This is a genomic window from Bacillus cereus group sp. MYBKT14-1 (assembly GCF_051915185.1).
GTDB classification, from domain to species: domain Bacteria; phylum Bacillota; class Bacilli; order Bacillales; family Bacillaceae_G; genus Bacillus_A; species Bacillus_A cereus.
Window position 1 is genome coordinate 443,552 of record NZ_JBQAEF010000001.1, and the last position, 14,343, is coordinate 457,894.

Sequence of the window (14,343 nt, forward strand, 5' to 3'; positions counted from 1 at the left end):
TCTGGTCTATGTTTTCATTCTCGAAATATGTATTTTTAGGAATTCTATAACTTTTTCTATACAAATAGTCGGAAAAACGCTAGAATACATGGTAGACCATTTTTGTAATAGGAGTGTAGAGCTGAATGTTACATCAATTTTCACGTAATGAATTAGCCTTCGGTAAAGAAGGACTTGAAATATTAAAAAATAGTACAGTCGGTATTTTAGGAATTGGCGGCGTAGGTTCTTTTGCAGCGGAAGCGTTAGCACGTTCTGGCGTAGGACGTCTCGTATTAGTTGATAAAGACGTTGTAGATATTACAAACGTAAACCGTCAAATTCACGCTTTAGTATCTACTGTAGGACGTTCAAAAGTAGAATTAATGAAAGAGCGTATCGCGGACATTAACCCAGAGTGTGAAGTAATTGGACTAGAAATGTTTTATACAGATGAAACATATGAAGAGTTCTTTAAGTACGGTTTAGACTTTGTAGTGGATGCATCTGATACGATTACGTTCAAAATTCATTTAATTAAACAATGTTTACGTCGTAAAATTAAAATTATCTCAAGTATGGGTGCAGCGAATAAAATGGACCCAACTCGTTTCCGTATTGCGGACATCTCTAAAACACATACAGATCCAATTGCGAAAGTCATTCGTACGAAGCTTCGTAAAGAGGGTATTAAAAAAGGTGTAAAAGTTGTCTTCTCTGACGAAAACCCAATCGTAATTCGTGAAGAAGTACGTAAAGAAATTGTACCAGACGAGAATGCAAAAATTCGTAAGGCGAAATTACCGCCTTCATCAAATGCATTCGTACCATCTGTGGCAGGCTTAATTATGGCAAGTCACGTTGTACGTGAACGCATTAAAAACGTAGAAGTGAAACGTGTAGGGCAAGAATAAAAGAAAAGCATATATCCATTTTGGATATATGCTTTTTTATCTCTTTGGGAAAGAAAACTCCATCTGATTTGTGTTACGGGTGAAAATCAACAATTCAGGTGGAGATGAGTTGCCGTAAGAAGGTAGACCAAACACCTTTGTTTCGTTCATAACAATTTCTTGAGGGCGAATATTTGTTTCTTTTTGTCTTACGATATAATCTGCCCTTAGATAAGGAGGGGATATATCGTAAGATAACGAAATTGGATAATAATAATTTGGTTACTTGAGCTAAAAGAAATAATTTTAATAAACTCTCTAAGAAAGGTGGTGAAAGCAATGGTTAGAAAGAAAGCAGTGAAAGTATTACGTAAACAAAAGAAAAGAGAAAACATGCAACGATTCACGCAGAAACAGAATATTGGGCGAGCTTGCTTGACTGCAAAAGAATTCCGCTTACTGCAACGCATGTCACATAGTTCAAAAGCGTTACGAAATGTTGGGTTGTACACGATGAAACAAAGTTACTTGAATCATAATAAAATGGCTACTGTAAAAGAAGTGGACACTGCCATGCAAACCGATATGAACTACTGGGGCATTCAATCAAACTCTGTCCAAGCAATTCGTAGAGCCTTATATGCAGAAGTAAAAAGCTTTTTTAAGGCATTGGAACAGTGGAAGAAAAAAACTGAAACATTCACAGGTCGTCCTAAGTTTCCAAATTATTCTCGTTCAAATGACAAACGAATCATTGAAATCTATCAAGTTCCAAAAGTGGATGATAACGGGTATTGGATCATTCCGATGAATGTGGCATTCAGAAAAAAATTCGGTTCCATTAAAATATGTATGCCTAAAAACTTGAGAAATAAAAAAATCTCCTACATTGAGATTGTACCGAAGCAAAAAGGTCGGTTCTTTGAGGTGCATTACACATATGAGATGTACGTTTCTCAAATGAAGAAACAATCCACGACTACTAGTAGCGCTTTGAGTTGCGATTTAGGTGTAGACAGATTAGTAAGTTGCGTGACAAATATGGGTGATACATTTTTAATTGATGGAAAAAAATTAAAATCCATAAACCAATATTTCAACAAAGCGATACGTAATCTGCAACTGAAAAATATGGAAAATGGACTTTCAAAACGCGTTGTAACGAATAAAATGGCCGCACTTTGGCATAAACGAGAACGACAAATAAATGGTTACATTTCACAAACTGTAGGCTTGTTGTTCAAAAAAGTGAAAGTATTTGGCATAGATACGGTTGTCGTAGGGTATAATGCTGGTTGGAAACAAAAATCAGATATGGGAAAAAAGAATAATCAAAAGTTTGTTCAAATCCCATTTCATAAACTGATTGCAGCAATTGAGAATAAGTGTGTAAAAGAAGGCATCCGATTTTTGAAACAAGAAGAAAGCTATACTTCAAAAGCCAGTTTCCTAGACAAAGATCCGATTCCTGTTTGGTCTAAGGATGATAAGAAGTATTATCACTTTAGTGGCAAACGAATGACTCGTGGTCTGTACCAAAGTAAAGCAGGAACATGTATCCATGCTGATATTAATGGTGCATTGAATACATTGCAAAAATCAAGAGTTGTAGAATTGGATGACAATCTCAAGGTGAAAACGCCGATTCTATTAGAAGTGCAACAATGTAAGGCTGTTGCTTCGCGCATAGCTTAGTGGGTGCGTCAACCATCCATGTGTACTCGACTTGTCGGGGCTTGTAGCACACGCCGGAGTCATCTGAGTGGTGGCTTCTTCTATAAGGAAGAATTGCTCTTTTTCGAAAGGGTGGTGCAAGTGGGAAAACAATCGTTCGTTGCCAGTACCAACCAAAAACATACTTGGGGTGTTACCGTAAGGTGGCATGAATACTAGAGCGTCAACTGTCTAGCGATAGACGAAAAGACCTAGCGTTCTAACTCAAGCCCCCACTGAAATGTTTCATCTCAGTGGGGGGAGTTGACATGTATTAAAGAAATATGAATATTTGCATCACTACTAGTTCAAATGTAAGTAAGGTTAGTAAGCAATAATCATATTTATCTGATTTATAGGCGGATGTCTTTTTTAGACTGTTAATGGTGAAAAGAGCTAAAGTTAGGACGAGAAGGCCAAGAGTTATTTTGAAGATTATTAATGAAATAGCAACCATCTCCCTTTAAAGGTATATGTTTATAATAACATTTTAGTAAAAAATATCTAATCCGTTTTAGGAGTTTCCTTGTATGACAAGGAGGAATGTTATTGTCAATCTTTGTCGTTAAATCGATATCCTTTATTGAATCGTTGATATATTGTAAGTTGTGATAGATATATTTGAAAAATCGTTGATATATTGCAAGTTGTGATAGATATATTTGAAAAATCGTTGATATATTGCAAGTTGTGATAGATATATTCGAAAAACCGTTAATATAATTTCATTTACCGATATCTATATATGGTTTACCGAAAACAAACAGGGATGTCACTCAGTTAAAAAAGTGACATCCCTGTTTTTAATTCTCTGCAGAATAAATAATATCTAAATTCCCATTTTGATCGGTTTTGAAAATCGGGGCAATTTGCTCTTCTTGCTCTTCGACTGAAACAAGTTTTCGAGCACGATCCATAATTCGAACAAGCATCGCGTAATCTTCTTCGATTGCTTGTTGTTTTTTTGTGAGTACCGCTAATTTCGTTTCAAGTTCATGATTCGTTTTTTGCAGAGAGGTGAGTTGAGCTTGTAATACATCATTTTCAGTTTGCAACTTTGCAAGTGAAGGATTGTTATGTTCTAAATTTTGTAAAAATGAAATGACATTTTGCATTGTAAGATCTTGTTTACTTGGCGTAATATCTTCTGAAAAATCGGCGTCAATTACGAGTTGTTTCGTTTTCGTGAACCGATTTTTTTCTATATTAGCTTCAGAACGTTTTAATTCTTTACGTTGTTTTTTTGCAAGCTGCACCGCATCTTCGTAATTCGGTCTTACTTCAGCATTCCATCTAAAGCCGCAAGCTGCTGAAGTCCGGTTCAACGCATCGCCAACTTCATCAAATGCTTTTATTTGTGTACTTCCGCTGCGAATATGTCGTAAAACAGTTTCTGCTAAAAGGAGATCATCTTCTTTTGTCCATGCATCTTGACGTGTTTTCATAAGCGAAGCCTCCATAATGGTGACGTTTTCGTTTATGTTACCCTTTATTTTTCGTTTTATTCGAAGTTTGTAATCTTTCATAAACAGTAGAAAGTGCTTGCTCAAATTTTCCTGTCGTTTTCGGTTTATAATATTGCTTGCTTTTTATTTTATCAGGTAAGTATTGTTGCCTTACCCAGCCGTTTGGATGGTCGTGCGGATATAAATATCCAATGCCTCTTCCAAGTGATTCTGCGCCTTTGTAATGACTATCTTTTAAATGGCTTGGAATGTCACCTGTTTGACCGTTGCGTAAATCGTGTAATGCAGCATCAAGTGCTTTATAAGCTGAATTTGATTTTGGTGATAAGCATAGCTCGATAACGGCATTTGCAAGTGGGATGCGTGCTTCTGGGAATCCAACTCGTTCAGCTGATTCAATTGCAGCTAGTGTACGTGGTCCAGCTTGTGGGCTAGCAAGTCCAATATCTTCATAAGCCATAATAAGAAGGCGTCTGCCAATGCTTTGTAAATCACCTGCTTCAATAAGGCGTGCTAAATAATGGAGTGCTGCATTTACATCACTTCCGCGCACTGATTTTTGAAATGCTGATAATACATCATAATGAGCATCGCCGCCTTTGTCGTGGACGAAGCTCTTCTTTTGTAAGCATTCTTCTGCAATCTCGAGTGTGATTTCAGCCGCTTGATCGTCTGTAGTAAAGCTAGATAATACAGCAAGCTCAAGTGCGTTATAAGCGGAACGCATATCACCACCAGAGGCGTTTGCAAAGTGATGTAGTGCTTCATCTGTTACCGTTACTGCATATTCTCCAAGCCCTTTTTCTTTATCTTCTAAAGCTCTTTTTAACCCAATTAAAATATCTTCTTCTGTTAGTGCGTGTAATTCGAAAATTTGACACCTGCTTCGAATAGCGGAGTTTATTGCATGGAATGGATTACTTGTCGTAGCACCAATTAAAGTAAGAAGTCCGCTTTCTAAGTGAGGTAATAGAAAGTCTTGCTTTGCTTTATCTAGACGGTGAACTTCATCTAAAATTAAAACGAGGTGTCGATGCATCTTCGCTTCTTGTACGACAACTTCCATATCTTTTTTATTGTGAGTAACAGCGTTCAATAGACGAAACGGGGTACCGGTACTTCCTGCAATTGCACTGGCAATGGATGTTTTTCCTGTACCTGGAGGACCGTATAAAATCATAGATTGAAAATGATTGGCTTGGACCATTCGCCATAAAATCTTTCCTTCACCAACTAAATGTTGTTGCCCAATAATTTCTTGAATATTTGTAGGGCGCATTCGATGTGCGAGTGGTTGTTTCATTTGGACCGTCTCCCTTAATATATAATCTCGTTCTATCGTATCATTTTTTTCTACGGAATTTGAAATAGGATGCTGTTTTATGGGAAAAATGAAGGTTAATATTTTCATTTTTCTTTCAATTGTAATAATTTCCGAGTTTTTCAATGTGATTTTATGTTATCATTTTGATACACAAGTTGAAATTTCTTATAATACTATATTATGCTATAATTTCATAGGATTTTAAATTGTGTTCTTTTTATAAATAAGATATAACCAATAGAAGTGAAAATTTGAAAAGAGGTGCAAAATAGATGAAGATTTCAACAAAAGGCCGCTATGGCTTAACAATTATGATTGATCTTGCAAAAAAGTTTGGTGAAGGTCCGATTTCATTAAAATCAATTGCGCAGGCGCATGACTTATCCGAGCATTACTTAGAGCAATTAATTTCACCACTTCGTAACGCTCGTCTTGTAAAGAGTACGCGCGGGGCATACGGCGGATATGTATTATCTGATCAACCGGCTAACATTACAGCTGGGGATGTAATCCGTGTATTAGAGGGACCGATTAGTGTTGTAGAAATGATAGAAGAAGAAGAGCCAGCACAGCGCCAGTTATGGATGCGTGTTCGTGATGCGGTGCAAGAAGTGTTAGATAGTACAACGTTAGAAGATTTAGTACGTTATGAGGAAGAAAATCACGGGGGCTATATGTTTTACATTTAATTCCTTGTGAAACGATTTGGAAAGAAGGAGATTTAATGGAACGCATTTACTTAGATCATGCTGCGACATCTCCGACTCACCCAGAAGTGGTCGAAAAGATGATTCCATATATGACAGAAATATTCGGGAACCCGTCTAGTATTCACTTTTATGGACGTCAAACTCGCCATGCAGTAGATGAGGCGAGACGAGTGTGTGCACGCAGCATTCATGCGAATCCGAATGAAATTATATTTACGAGCGGTGGTACAGAAGCTGATAATTTAGCGCTTATCGGTGTAGCACGTGCGAACCGTCATAAAGGTAACCACATAATAACGACGCAAATTGAACATCATGCGATTTTGCATACGTGCGAATTGTTAGAGCGTGAAGGGTTTGAAGTGACATATTTACCTGTCGATGAAACAGGGCTTATTCAAGTTTCTGACATACAAAAGGCATTAACAGAAGAGACGATTCTTGTATCTGTTATGTTTGGGAATAATGAAGTAGGGACAATGCAACCAATTGTGGAAATAGGAAAGTTGCTAAAAGATCATCAAGCTTATTTCCATACAGATGCGGTACAAGCTTACGGTTTAGTAGAAATTAATGTGAAAGAGTTTGGAATTGATTTATTATCAATTTCAGCTCATAAAATTAATGGGCCAAAAGGTGTAGGGTTTTTATACGCTGGTGCAAATGTGAAATTTGAACCGTTATTAATAGGCGGAGAGCAAGAAAGAAAACGCCGTGCTGGTACGGAAAATGTGCCTAGTATTGCTGGGCTTCAGCATGCAATTCTTATAGCTGAAAAAACTCGTGAGCAAAAAAATGCCCAATATGAAGAGTTTAAAGATATAATGGTATCTGTCTTCAAAAATGAAGGCATTACTTTCGAGGTAAACGGAAACTTAGAACATCGCTTACCGCATGTACTTAATGTAAGTTTTACAGGAATGAACATTGAACCATTTCTTGTGAACTTAGACCTTGCTGGTATTGCAGTATCAAGCGGTTCTGCTTGTACAGCTGGTTCGATTGATCCATCACATGTATTAGTAGCGATGTTTGGAAAAGACTCCGATCAAATACGTTCATCCGTACGCTTTAGTTTTGGACTTGGAAATACGAAAGAGCAAATTGAAAAAGCGGCGTACGAAACAGTGAAAATCGTGAAGCGATTAACACAAAATTAGCATGGGAGGTGACATGATGAACAAACTACCTCACGAAACACGCGTTGTCATCGGAATGTCCGGTGGCGTCGATTCATCTGTAGCAGCACTTTTATTAAAAGAGCAAGGTTATGATGTAATCGGAATTTTTATGAAAAACTGGGATGATACAGATGAGAATGGTGTCTGCACAGCAACAGAAGATTACAATGATGTAATTGAAGTGTGTAACCAAATTGGTATTCCGTATTATGCAGTAAACTTTGAAAAACAATACTGGGATAAAGTATTTACGTACTTCTTAGATGAGTACCGAGCTGGTCGTACACCAAACCCAGATGTAATGTGTAATAAAGAAATTAAATTTAAAGCATTTTTAGAGCATGCAATTGCGCTTGGTGCGGATTATGTGGCAACAGGCCATTATGCACGCGTTGCTTATATGGACGGCGAATATAAAATGCTTCGCGGTGTTGATGACAATAAAGATCAAACATATTTCTTAAATCAATTAAGCCAAGAGCAATTATCAAAAACAATGTTCCCGTTAGGTGAATTAAAGAAACCGCAAATTCGTGAAATGGCGAAAGAAGCTGGCTTAGCGACAGCGGCGAAAAAAGATAGTACAGGTATTTGCTTCATTGGTGAGCGTAACTTTAAAGATTTCTTAAGTAACTACTTACCGGCACAACCAGGTGTAATGCAAACATTATCTGGTGAAGTGAAAGGGAAGCATGACGGTTTAATGTATTATACAATTGGACAACGTCATGGCCTTGGAATTGGTGGTAATGGTGATCCATGGTTTGCTGTTGGGAAAAATCTAAAAGAAAACATTTTATATGTTGATCAAGGATTCCATAACGAACTTCTATATGGTGATGAAGTTATTGCTACGAATGTAGGATGGGTAAGTAACAAAGAAAAAGAAACAGAATTTAAGTGCACGGCGAAATTCCGTTATCGTCAAGAAGACAATAAAGTAACGGTTCAAATAGTTGATGAAAATACAGTTCGTATTCTTTGTGATGAGCCAATTCGTGCAATTACACCAGGACAAGCAGTCGTTTTCTATGATGGAGATGAGTGCTTAGGCGGTGCTACAATTGATGAAGTATACCGTAGTGGTAAGAAATTGGATTATTTAGGATAAATGAGAAGCCTCTGCCGATTAGCGGTTAGAGGTTTCTTTTACATAAAGCGAATTTTCGTTCGCTTGGAAAATACATTCTTTGTTATAATTTGTTGTAGAGGTGAAGGACATGTCAAACAAACTTGAAACAGGTATTCAATATATGCAAGAAGGAAACTGGGAAGAAGCAGCTAAAAATTTTACAGAAGCAATCGAAGAAAATCCGAAAGATGCGCTTGGGTACATTAATTTTGCAAATTTATTAGACGTATTAGGTGATAGCGAGCGAGCGATTTTATTTTATAAACGTGCACTAGAGTTAGATGATAAATCTGCAGCAGCCTATTATGGTTTAGGAAATGTATATTATGGCCAAGAGCAATTTACTGAAGCGAAAGCTGTATTTGAACAAGCAATGCAAGCTGGATTACAATCAGCTGATGTAACATTTATGTTAGGTATCACACATGTACAGCTTGGAAATGATCGTCTTGCACTACCATTCTTACAAAGAGCAACAGAATTAGATGAAAACGATGTAGAAGCTGTATTCCAGTGCGGACTTTGCTTCGCGCGATTAGAACACGTTCAAGAGGCGAAACCTTATTTTGAAAAGGTATTAGAAATGGATGAGGAGCATGCAGATGCGTATTACAATTTAGGTGTTGCGTACGTATTTGAGGAAAATAATGAGAAGGCTCTCGCTTTATTTAAGAAAGCAACTGAAATTCAGCCAGATCACTTTTTAGCGGGTAATGGCGTTCGTTTATTAGAGCAAGAAGCTGAATAAGATAAAAATATAGTTTAATGGGTAGTTATCCCTCATCTAAAAAGGTGGGGGATGTACTGCTTATTAAAGTGAAAATACCGGAAAGGAGAGGAAAAATGGGAAATCAACATGCAATGGATTTGTTTGAGGAAGAGAAAAAGTTTATAAAAGCGCAAGTTCTTCATACCATTTTCCACAACGAAGAAAACCTCTATTCCGTTGTCAGTATGAAAGTCATTGAAACGAATGAAACGTATGACGAAAAGAAAGTAATGATAAACGGTCATTTTCCCCGCATGCATGAAGATGAAGTGTTTACATTGACAGGTCATTTTAAGGACCATCCAAAGTATGGAAAACAATATATGGTTGAAACATTTAAAAAAGAATTGCCGCAAACAAAAGCAGGTATGGTGCAATATTTAGCGAGTGATTTATTTAAAGGGATAGGAAAGCGTACAGCTGAAAAAATTGTGGACCATCTCGGAGAACATGCTATTTCTAAAATTATGGATGACCCTGAGGCATTAAATGGTGTTGTTAATAAACAAAAGGCTCAGGAAATATATGAGACAATTGTTGAACATCAAGGGCTAGAGAAAGTAATGAGCTTTTTAAATGGCTACGGTTTTGGAACGAAACTTTCTATTAAGATTTACCAGCAATATAAAGAGATGACATTAGAAGTGATTCGTAATAATCCGTATCAACTTATCGAAGAAGTGGACGGGATTGGTTTTGGAAGAGCGGATGATATAGGGCGTGCGTTAGGGATATCGGGTAATCATGACGACCGTGTACGCGCAGGATGTTTTTACACATTAGAGAATGTCTCATTACAACTTGGTCACGTTTATATGAGGAAAGATCAACTTGTAAGAGAAACGATGTCACTTTTAAACAATCAAGAAGGAAGAGTGACTGAGGAAGATATTATAGGTTGTATTGAAACGATGCAAAGTGAAGGGAAAGTCATCATAGAAGAAGAACGAGTGTATTTAGCAACGTTATTCTACTCTGAGAAAGGTGTTGTAAAGTCTATTCGCAGGCTTATGAATCAAGAAGAAACACCTTCATTTCCAGAAGCAGAAGTGTTAAAAACGTTAGGTGAAATTGAAGAACAACTCAACGTACAATATGCACCGTTTCAGCAAGAAGCAATTCAAACGGCACTTCATAAACCGATGATGTTATTGACAGGTGGACCAGGAACAGGGAAAACAACAGTTATTAAAGGGATTGTTGAAATGTATGCATCACTACACGGGTTATCGTTAAATCCGAATGAATACAGTGATGATAATCCATTTCCAATACTATTAACAGCTCCAACAGGAAGAGCAGCGAAGCGGATGAGTGAATCGACAGGACTTCCAGCTTGCACAATTCACCGTTTACTTGGTTGGACGCCAGAAGGATCTTTCCAGCGTAATGAAACGGATCCTGTCCAAGGTAAGCTCCTTATTATCGATGAATTTTCAATGGTTGATATTTGGCTTGCGAATCAGCTATTTAAGTCGTTGCCGACGAACATTCAAGTTATCGTTGTAGGTGATGAAGATCAGTTGCCATCTGTAGGACCTGGACAAGTATTAAAAGATTTATTAAATGCAGGCGCAGTTCCGACAGTGAAGCTTACTGAAATTTATCGTCAAGCGGAAGGCTCATCAGTGATTCAACTTGCCCATGCGATAAAAAATGGAACTCTACCACCCGATTTAGCACAAAATCAAAAAGATCGTTCATTTATCGGCTGTACAGGAGCTCAAATTGTTGAGGTTGTGAAAAAAGTTTGTGAAAATGCTAAAACAAAAGGCTTTAGCGCAAGAGATGTACAAGTATTAGCACCGATGTACCGCGGGCCTGCTGGTATTAATGTATTAAACGAAGCGCTGCAACAAGTATTTAATCCGAAGAGGGAAAAGAGTAAAGAAATTGCTTACGGTGATGTTGTGTACCGAAGAGGTGATAAAGTACTGCAACTCGTGAATCAGCCGGAGAGCCAAGTGTTTAATGGTGATATTGGGGAAATTGTTTCGGTGTTTTATGCAAAAGAAAACGTTGAGCAACAAGATATGATTATCGTTTCATTTGATGGAATTGAGGTAACGTATACGAAGCCCGATTTAAATCAAATTACGCATGCATATTGTTGTTCCATTCATAAATCACAAGGTAGTGAATTTCCGATTGTTATTATGCCAATCGTGAAAAGTTACAACCGTATGTTACGTCGTAATTTAATTTACACGGGTATTACAAGAAGTAAGAAGTTCCTTATTATTTGCGGGGAGGAAGCAGCTTTCCAATCTGGTGTAAATCGCCTTGATGATGCAATGCGTCAAACAACTTTAGCTAGTCGCTTGCAAGAATCACAAGGAGAAGTACAGATGGTCACAGTTAATGGCGAGGAAATGGACGTGGAAAACATTTCACCGTATGATTTCATGTAACAAGGTGAAATTATATAGTGAAACTTTCAAACGCATAGCGTTGAAAGGCTCCAGTAATGTATAAATGAATGCAGTTTGGACATAATGGCGAATAGAATCTGGGAGACTGTAAGGAGATGAAAGCCATATGTTCATTTGTCCAAATTGCAAAGGGAAAGACATTGGAAAAATAGGTGTCAACCAATTTTATTGCTGGAATTGTTATATCGAATTATCGGTTTCAAAGGGGAAAATCCATACACATCAAGTTGAGGAAGACGGTTCATTAAGCTCTCTTGATGATTTATTTGATGAGAATGAAAGAACGATCGGATAACGAAAAGGGGGATTTACTTTGAATCTACGCAATTCATTAATCGCATTAGGTGTTGGAGCTGCAGCATATCAATATGCTCGTAAACAAGATGTATTTTCAAAACGCAATATGAAAAAAGCACGTAAGATGATTAAGTCTTACTTATAATCATTTCGATAAATTGAAAAACTCCCTTGTAGACAAGGGAGTTTTTTTATGCACCCATATGCAAATAAAAAAGTCCGATCTCTGAGAAAAGATAAGATAGACCGTAGCAGCCAACGCCAAGTATTCCATACTGCCATAATTGCTTCGCTTTTTCTTTACGTGAGGAATGAATAAAGAACCCCTTCCAAATACCGAACCCGATACAAATCCATTCAAGAATCATAAAAAGTGCTGATAATCCAAGCATAAACAAAACCATAATTAGCCCTCCTGATTATATTAATTCATGCTGTATTCTCAGGGGTGGTTGTCCTTGCTATGTTATTTATATGTACGTCTTTAAAAAACAGTATGGTCCGTATGAAAAGATTTTAAAAGTTTCGCACATAACCTACCCCATTTATTTTCAAAATAAAGGTGGAGGAGGTTTTTCATGTGAAGAATCTTAAAATCATTTGGATATATCGTTTAGGATTATTGTTACTTGTTTTTCTTTGTCTGCTCGTCTTTTTAAAAATTAAGCCGCTATGGGCACCGATTATTTTTGTATTTAAAGTAGCAATCACGCCGTTTCTTATCGCGTGTTTTATTGCGTATTTATTGCACCCTTTAATTGAAAAAATTCATAAGGAAGGGATGCCCCGTACACTTGCCATTTTGCTCATTTATATCCTTTTCTTTGGCGGAATTGGTTATGGGATTTATAAAGGAACACCAGTTGTTATTAAACAGTTACAAGAGATTAATGAACAATTTCCCCAGTTTACAAAGATGTACGATTCGTGGATGGATGGCGTTACAGAACAAACAGCGAATTTCCCTTCGTTCATTCATGAAAAGGTGAAGCAACTTTTTGTGGGTGTGGAAACGAAGATTCAAGCGCTTTTAAATAAAGTGATGAGTACAGCTCGTGGTGTACTCGATTCATTGCTCATTATTTTCTTAATACCGTTTATTGTATTTTACATATTAAAAGATTATGGTGAGTTTTATCATATCTTTTGGAAACTAGTCCCAAGTAAATGGCGAGGTACGGGGCAAATGCTTGCGAAAGAAATTGATAAGTCACTTGGAAGCTATATTCGAGGACAGTTATTTGTTTGTTTAGTATTAGGGGGAGTATCAGCTCTTTCTTTTTGGTTTATCGGTATGAAATATCCATTATTGCTTGGCATTATTATTGGGGTAACGGATATAATCCCATACTTCGGTCCTATTTTAGGAGCGATCCCGACGTTAATGATTGCAGCAACAGTATCAACGAGTTTACTTATTAAGGCGGGGATCACGATTGCGATTTTGCAATTTGTGGAGAGTAACATTTTATCGCCTTACATCGTTGGTAAGTCACTTCGTATGCATCCCGTTATTATTATGCTTGCCTTACTAGTTGGGGGAGAGGTAGCTGGGATTGTAGGATTGCTAATATCGGTTCCGATTTTAGCAGTTATTCGCACTGTCATTGTTCATGTGAGACCGCTCTTGAAAAAAGAAGATGTGTAAGTATAGAAGCCCTCTATGTAAGAAATAGAGGGCTAATCATATATTTATTTAGAAAGTTGCTCGTGTATTTTTTGAACGAGGGAGCTCACATCATTTGTTTGAATATGTTTTATTTTTTTCCATTCGTTATCATACATAAATATAATTTGATTATTGAAAAGCCGCTTTTGTTCTTTTAGATTAGAAATTTTTGCGAAAGAGTACTCTTCAAATATTGGATTCTTACTTACATCTGGCCCATAAAAGAATAGTCTTTTGTTCGTTAAAATTAGCAATCCTGGCCTTGCGACGGAACGATAAATAAATATGTCTAATGAACATGCTGCGTAAAATAATATCGTTTCGTCAGTCGCTAATATGTTTTTAGCTTTGCTAAGTAAGGTTGTCATTGTGATCGCTCCTTTATTTTATTAACAATAATTTAATTGTAGCAAAAAAAGTAATATTTAGAAATTTTTATAAATCATTCTTATAAGGAGATTCCGATTTGTTAATAAACGCATAATATATGAAAAGGCTGTTAAGAATGAATAGTAGAATACCTATGATAAATAAGCAATTAATACAATATAAATGATTATCTACATTGACAAACTTAAGAGAATTCTATTATATTTAGTCATATAATACATTAAATCAATGACGGAACAAGTACGTTACAGTCCATTTACAGAGAGAAGCTTCCATATGGCTGAAAGAAGCTTTAAATGAAGGGTAACAGAAAGCTAATCCTGAGAGCAGCTAATCACTGCCGTCTTGCCACGTTACGGCACCATGAGGTGATGAATTGATTGTTATT

The 14,343-nt window shown here is 36.9% G+C and carries 14 protein-coding genes and 1 other annotated feature (1 of these 15 running past the window's edge); of the genes, 10 read left to right on the forward strand and 4 right to left on the reverse strand.

Features of this window, described 5'->3' with window-relative positions:
- The first annotated feature begins 125 nt into the window (after positions 1–125).
- Complete coding sequence (locus tag ACTFO4_RS02405; protein ID WP_000903179.1) at positions 126–893, forward strand: tRNA threonylcarbamoyladenosine dehydratase; 768 nt, start codon at positions 126–128, stop codon at positions 891–893.
- A 318-nt stretch (positions 894–1,211) separates the two neighbouring features.
- Entirely contained in the window at positions 1,212–2,567 is a 1,356-nt protein-coding gene (locus ACTFO4_RS02410) for an RNA-guided endonuclease TnpB family protein (protein ID WP_440013190.1), read from the forward strand.
- 821 nt (positions 2,568–3,388) lie between these two features.
- Here ACTFO4_RS02410 and ACTFO4_RS02415 read toward each other — a convergent pair.
- Together ACTFO4_RS02415 and ACTFO4_RS02420 are read right to left on the reverse strand one after the other, a co-directional pair.
- Positions 3,389–4,030: an RsfA family transcriptional regulator gene (locus ACTFO4_RS02415; RefSeq protein ID WP_000857713.1), complete on the reverse strand. Its 642-nt coding sequence runs from the start codon at positions 4,028–4,030 to the stop codon at positions 3,389–3,391.
- A gap of 37 nt (positions 4,031–4,067) precedes the next feature.
- Positions 4,068–5,354 (reverse strand): replication-associated recombination protein A, encoded by a 1,287-nt coding sequence (locus ACTFO4_RS02420; RefSeq protein WP_000812943.1) that lies wholly within the window; start codon positions 5,352–5,354, stop codon positions 4,068–4,070.
- A 293-nt stretch (positions 5,355–5,647) separates the two neighbouring features.
- Between ACTFO4_RS02420 and cymR the strand changes: the two genes are divergently transcribed.
- The 7 genes from cymR (at position 5,648) to ACTFO4_RS02455 (ending at position 12,041) form a co-directional block, all read left to right on the forward strand.
- A complete protein-coding gene (cymR, locus tag ACTFO4_RS02425; protein ID WP_000704116.1) occupies positions 5,648–6,064 on the forward strand; it encodes a cysteine metabolism transcriptional regulator CymR in 417 nt (138 codons plus the stop codon).
- A gap of 35 nt (positions 6,065–6,099) precedes the next feature.
- On the forward strand, positions 6,100–7,245 hold the full coding sequence (locus ACTFO4_RS02430; protein ID WP_000439881.1) for a cysteine desulfurase family protein: 1,146 nt from the start codon (positions 6,100–6,102) through the stop codon (positions 7,243–7,245).
- A gap of 16 nt (positions 7,246–7,261) precedes the next feature.
- Complete coding sequence (mnmA, locus tag ACTFO4_RS02435) at positions 7,262–8,377, forward strand: tRNA 2-thiouridine(34) synthase MnmA (protein ID WP_001038010.1); 1,116 nt, start codon at positions 7,262–7,264, stop codon at positions 8,375–8,377.
- A 109-nt stretch (positions 8,378–8,486) separates the two neighbouring features.
- Entirely contained in the window at positions 8,487–9,146 is a 660-nt protein-coding gene (locus ACTFO4_RS02440) for a tetratricopeptide repeat protein (RefSeq protein ID WP_000066409.1), read from the forward strand.
- A 95-nt stretch (positions 9,147–9,241) separates the two neighbouring features.
- Positions 9,242–11,578, forward strand: a complete 2,337-nt coding sequence (gene recD2, locus ACTFO4_RS02445) for an SF1B family DNA helicase RecD2 (RefSeq protein WP_000528086.1) — start codon at positions 9,242–9,244, stop codon at positions 11,576–11,578.
- A gap of 127 nt (positions 11,579–11,705) precedes the next feature.
- On the forward strand, positions 11,706–11,894 hold the full coding sequence (locus tag ACTFO4_RS02450; protein WP_000469281.1) for a hypothetical protein: 189 nt from the start codon (positions 11,706–11,708) through the stop codon (positions 11,892–11,894).
- 18 nt (positions 11,895–11,912) lie between these two features.
- Entirely contained in the window at positions 11,913–12,041 is a 129-nt protein-coding gene (locus tag ACTFO4_RS02455; protein WP_001053553.1) for a YrzQ family protein, read from the forward strand.
- Between the two features lie 46 nt (positions 12,042–12,087).
- Here the strand turns inward: ACTFO4_RS02455 and ACTFO4_RS02460 are convergent, their stop codons facing one another.
- A complete protein-coding gene (locus ACTFO4_RS02460) occupies positions 12,088–12,300 on the reverse strand; it encodes a hypothetical protein (RefSeq protein WP_000242535.1) in 213 nt (70 codons plus the stop codon).
- A gap of 176 nt (positions 12,301–12,476) precedes the next feature.
- On the opposite strand from ACTFO4_RS02460, the gene ACTFO4_RS02465 reads away from it, so the two are divergent.
- On the forward strand, positions 12,477–13,544 hold the full coding sequence (locus ACTFO4_RS02465; RefSeq protein WP_000793128.1) for an AI-2E family transporter: 1,068 nt from the start codon (positions 12,477–12,479) through the stop codon (positions 13,542–13,544).
- A 44-nt stretch (positions 13,545–13,588) separates the two neighbouring features.
- Here ACTFO4_RS02465 and ACTFO4_RS02470 read toward each other — a convergent pair whose 3' ends face one another.
- The gene (locus tag ACTFO4_RS02470) at positions 13,589–13,933 is read right to left on the reverse strand and encodes a PH domain-containing protein (protein ID WP_000209578.1); all 345 of its coding nucleotides are present in this window, start codon (positions 13,931–13,933) and stop codon (positions 13,589–13,591) included.
- Positions 13,934–14,174: 241 nt separating this feature from the next.
- Positions 14,175–14,343, forward strand: a binding site (T-box leader) (it continues 51 nt past the right edge of the window).

Coding starts and splice junctions, on each gene's coding strand:
- ACTFO4_RS02405 (WP_000903179.1), top strand. CDS start 126: ATGTTACATCAATTTTCACGTAATGAATTAGCCTTCGGTAAAGAAGGA.
- ACTFO4_RS02410 (WP_440013190.1), top strand. CDS start 1,212: ATGGTTAGAAAGAAAGCAGTGAAAGTATTACGTAAACAAAAGAAAAGA.
- ACTFO4_RS02415 (WP_000857713.1), bottom strand. CDS start 4,030: ATGAAAACACGTCAAGATGCATGGACAAAAGAAGATGATCTCCTTTTA.
- ACTFO4_RS02420 (WP_000812943.1), bottom strand. CDS start 5,354: ATGAAACAACCACTCGCACATCGAATGCGCCCTACAAATATTCAAGAA.
- cymR (WP_000704116.1), top strand. CDS start 5,648: ATGAAGATTTCAACAAAAGGCCGCTATGGCTTAACAATTATGATTGAT.
- ACTFO4_RS02430 (WP_000439881.1), top strand. CDS start 6,100: ATGGAACGCATTTACTTAGATCATGCTGCGACATCTCCGACTCACCCA.
- mnmA (WP_001038010.1), top strand. CDS start 7,262: ATGAACAAACTACCTCACGAAACACGCGTTGTCATCGGAATGTCCGGT.
- ACTFO4_RS02440 (WP_000066409.1), top strand. CDS start 8,487: ATGTCAAACAAACTTGAAACAGGTATTCAATATATGCAAGAAGGAAAC.
- recD2 (WP_000528086.1), top strand. CDS start 9,242: ATGGGAAATCAACATGCAATGGATTTGTTTGAGGAAGAGAAAAAGTTT.
- ACTFO4_RS02450 (WP_000469281.1), top strand. CDS start 11,706: ATGTTCATTTGTCCAAATTGCAAAGGGAAAGACATTGGAAAAATAGGT.
- ACTFO4_RS02460 (WP_000242535.1), bottom strand. CDS start 12,300: ATGGTTTTGTTTATGCTTGGATTATCAGCACTTTTTATGATTCTTGAA.
- ACTFO4_RS02470 (WP_000209578.1), bottom strand. CDS start 13,933: ATGACAACCTTACTTAGCAAAGCTAAAAACATATTAGCGACTGACGAA.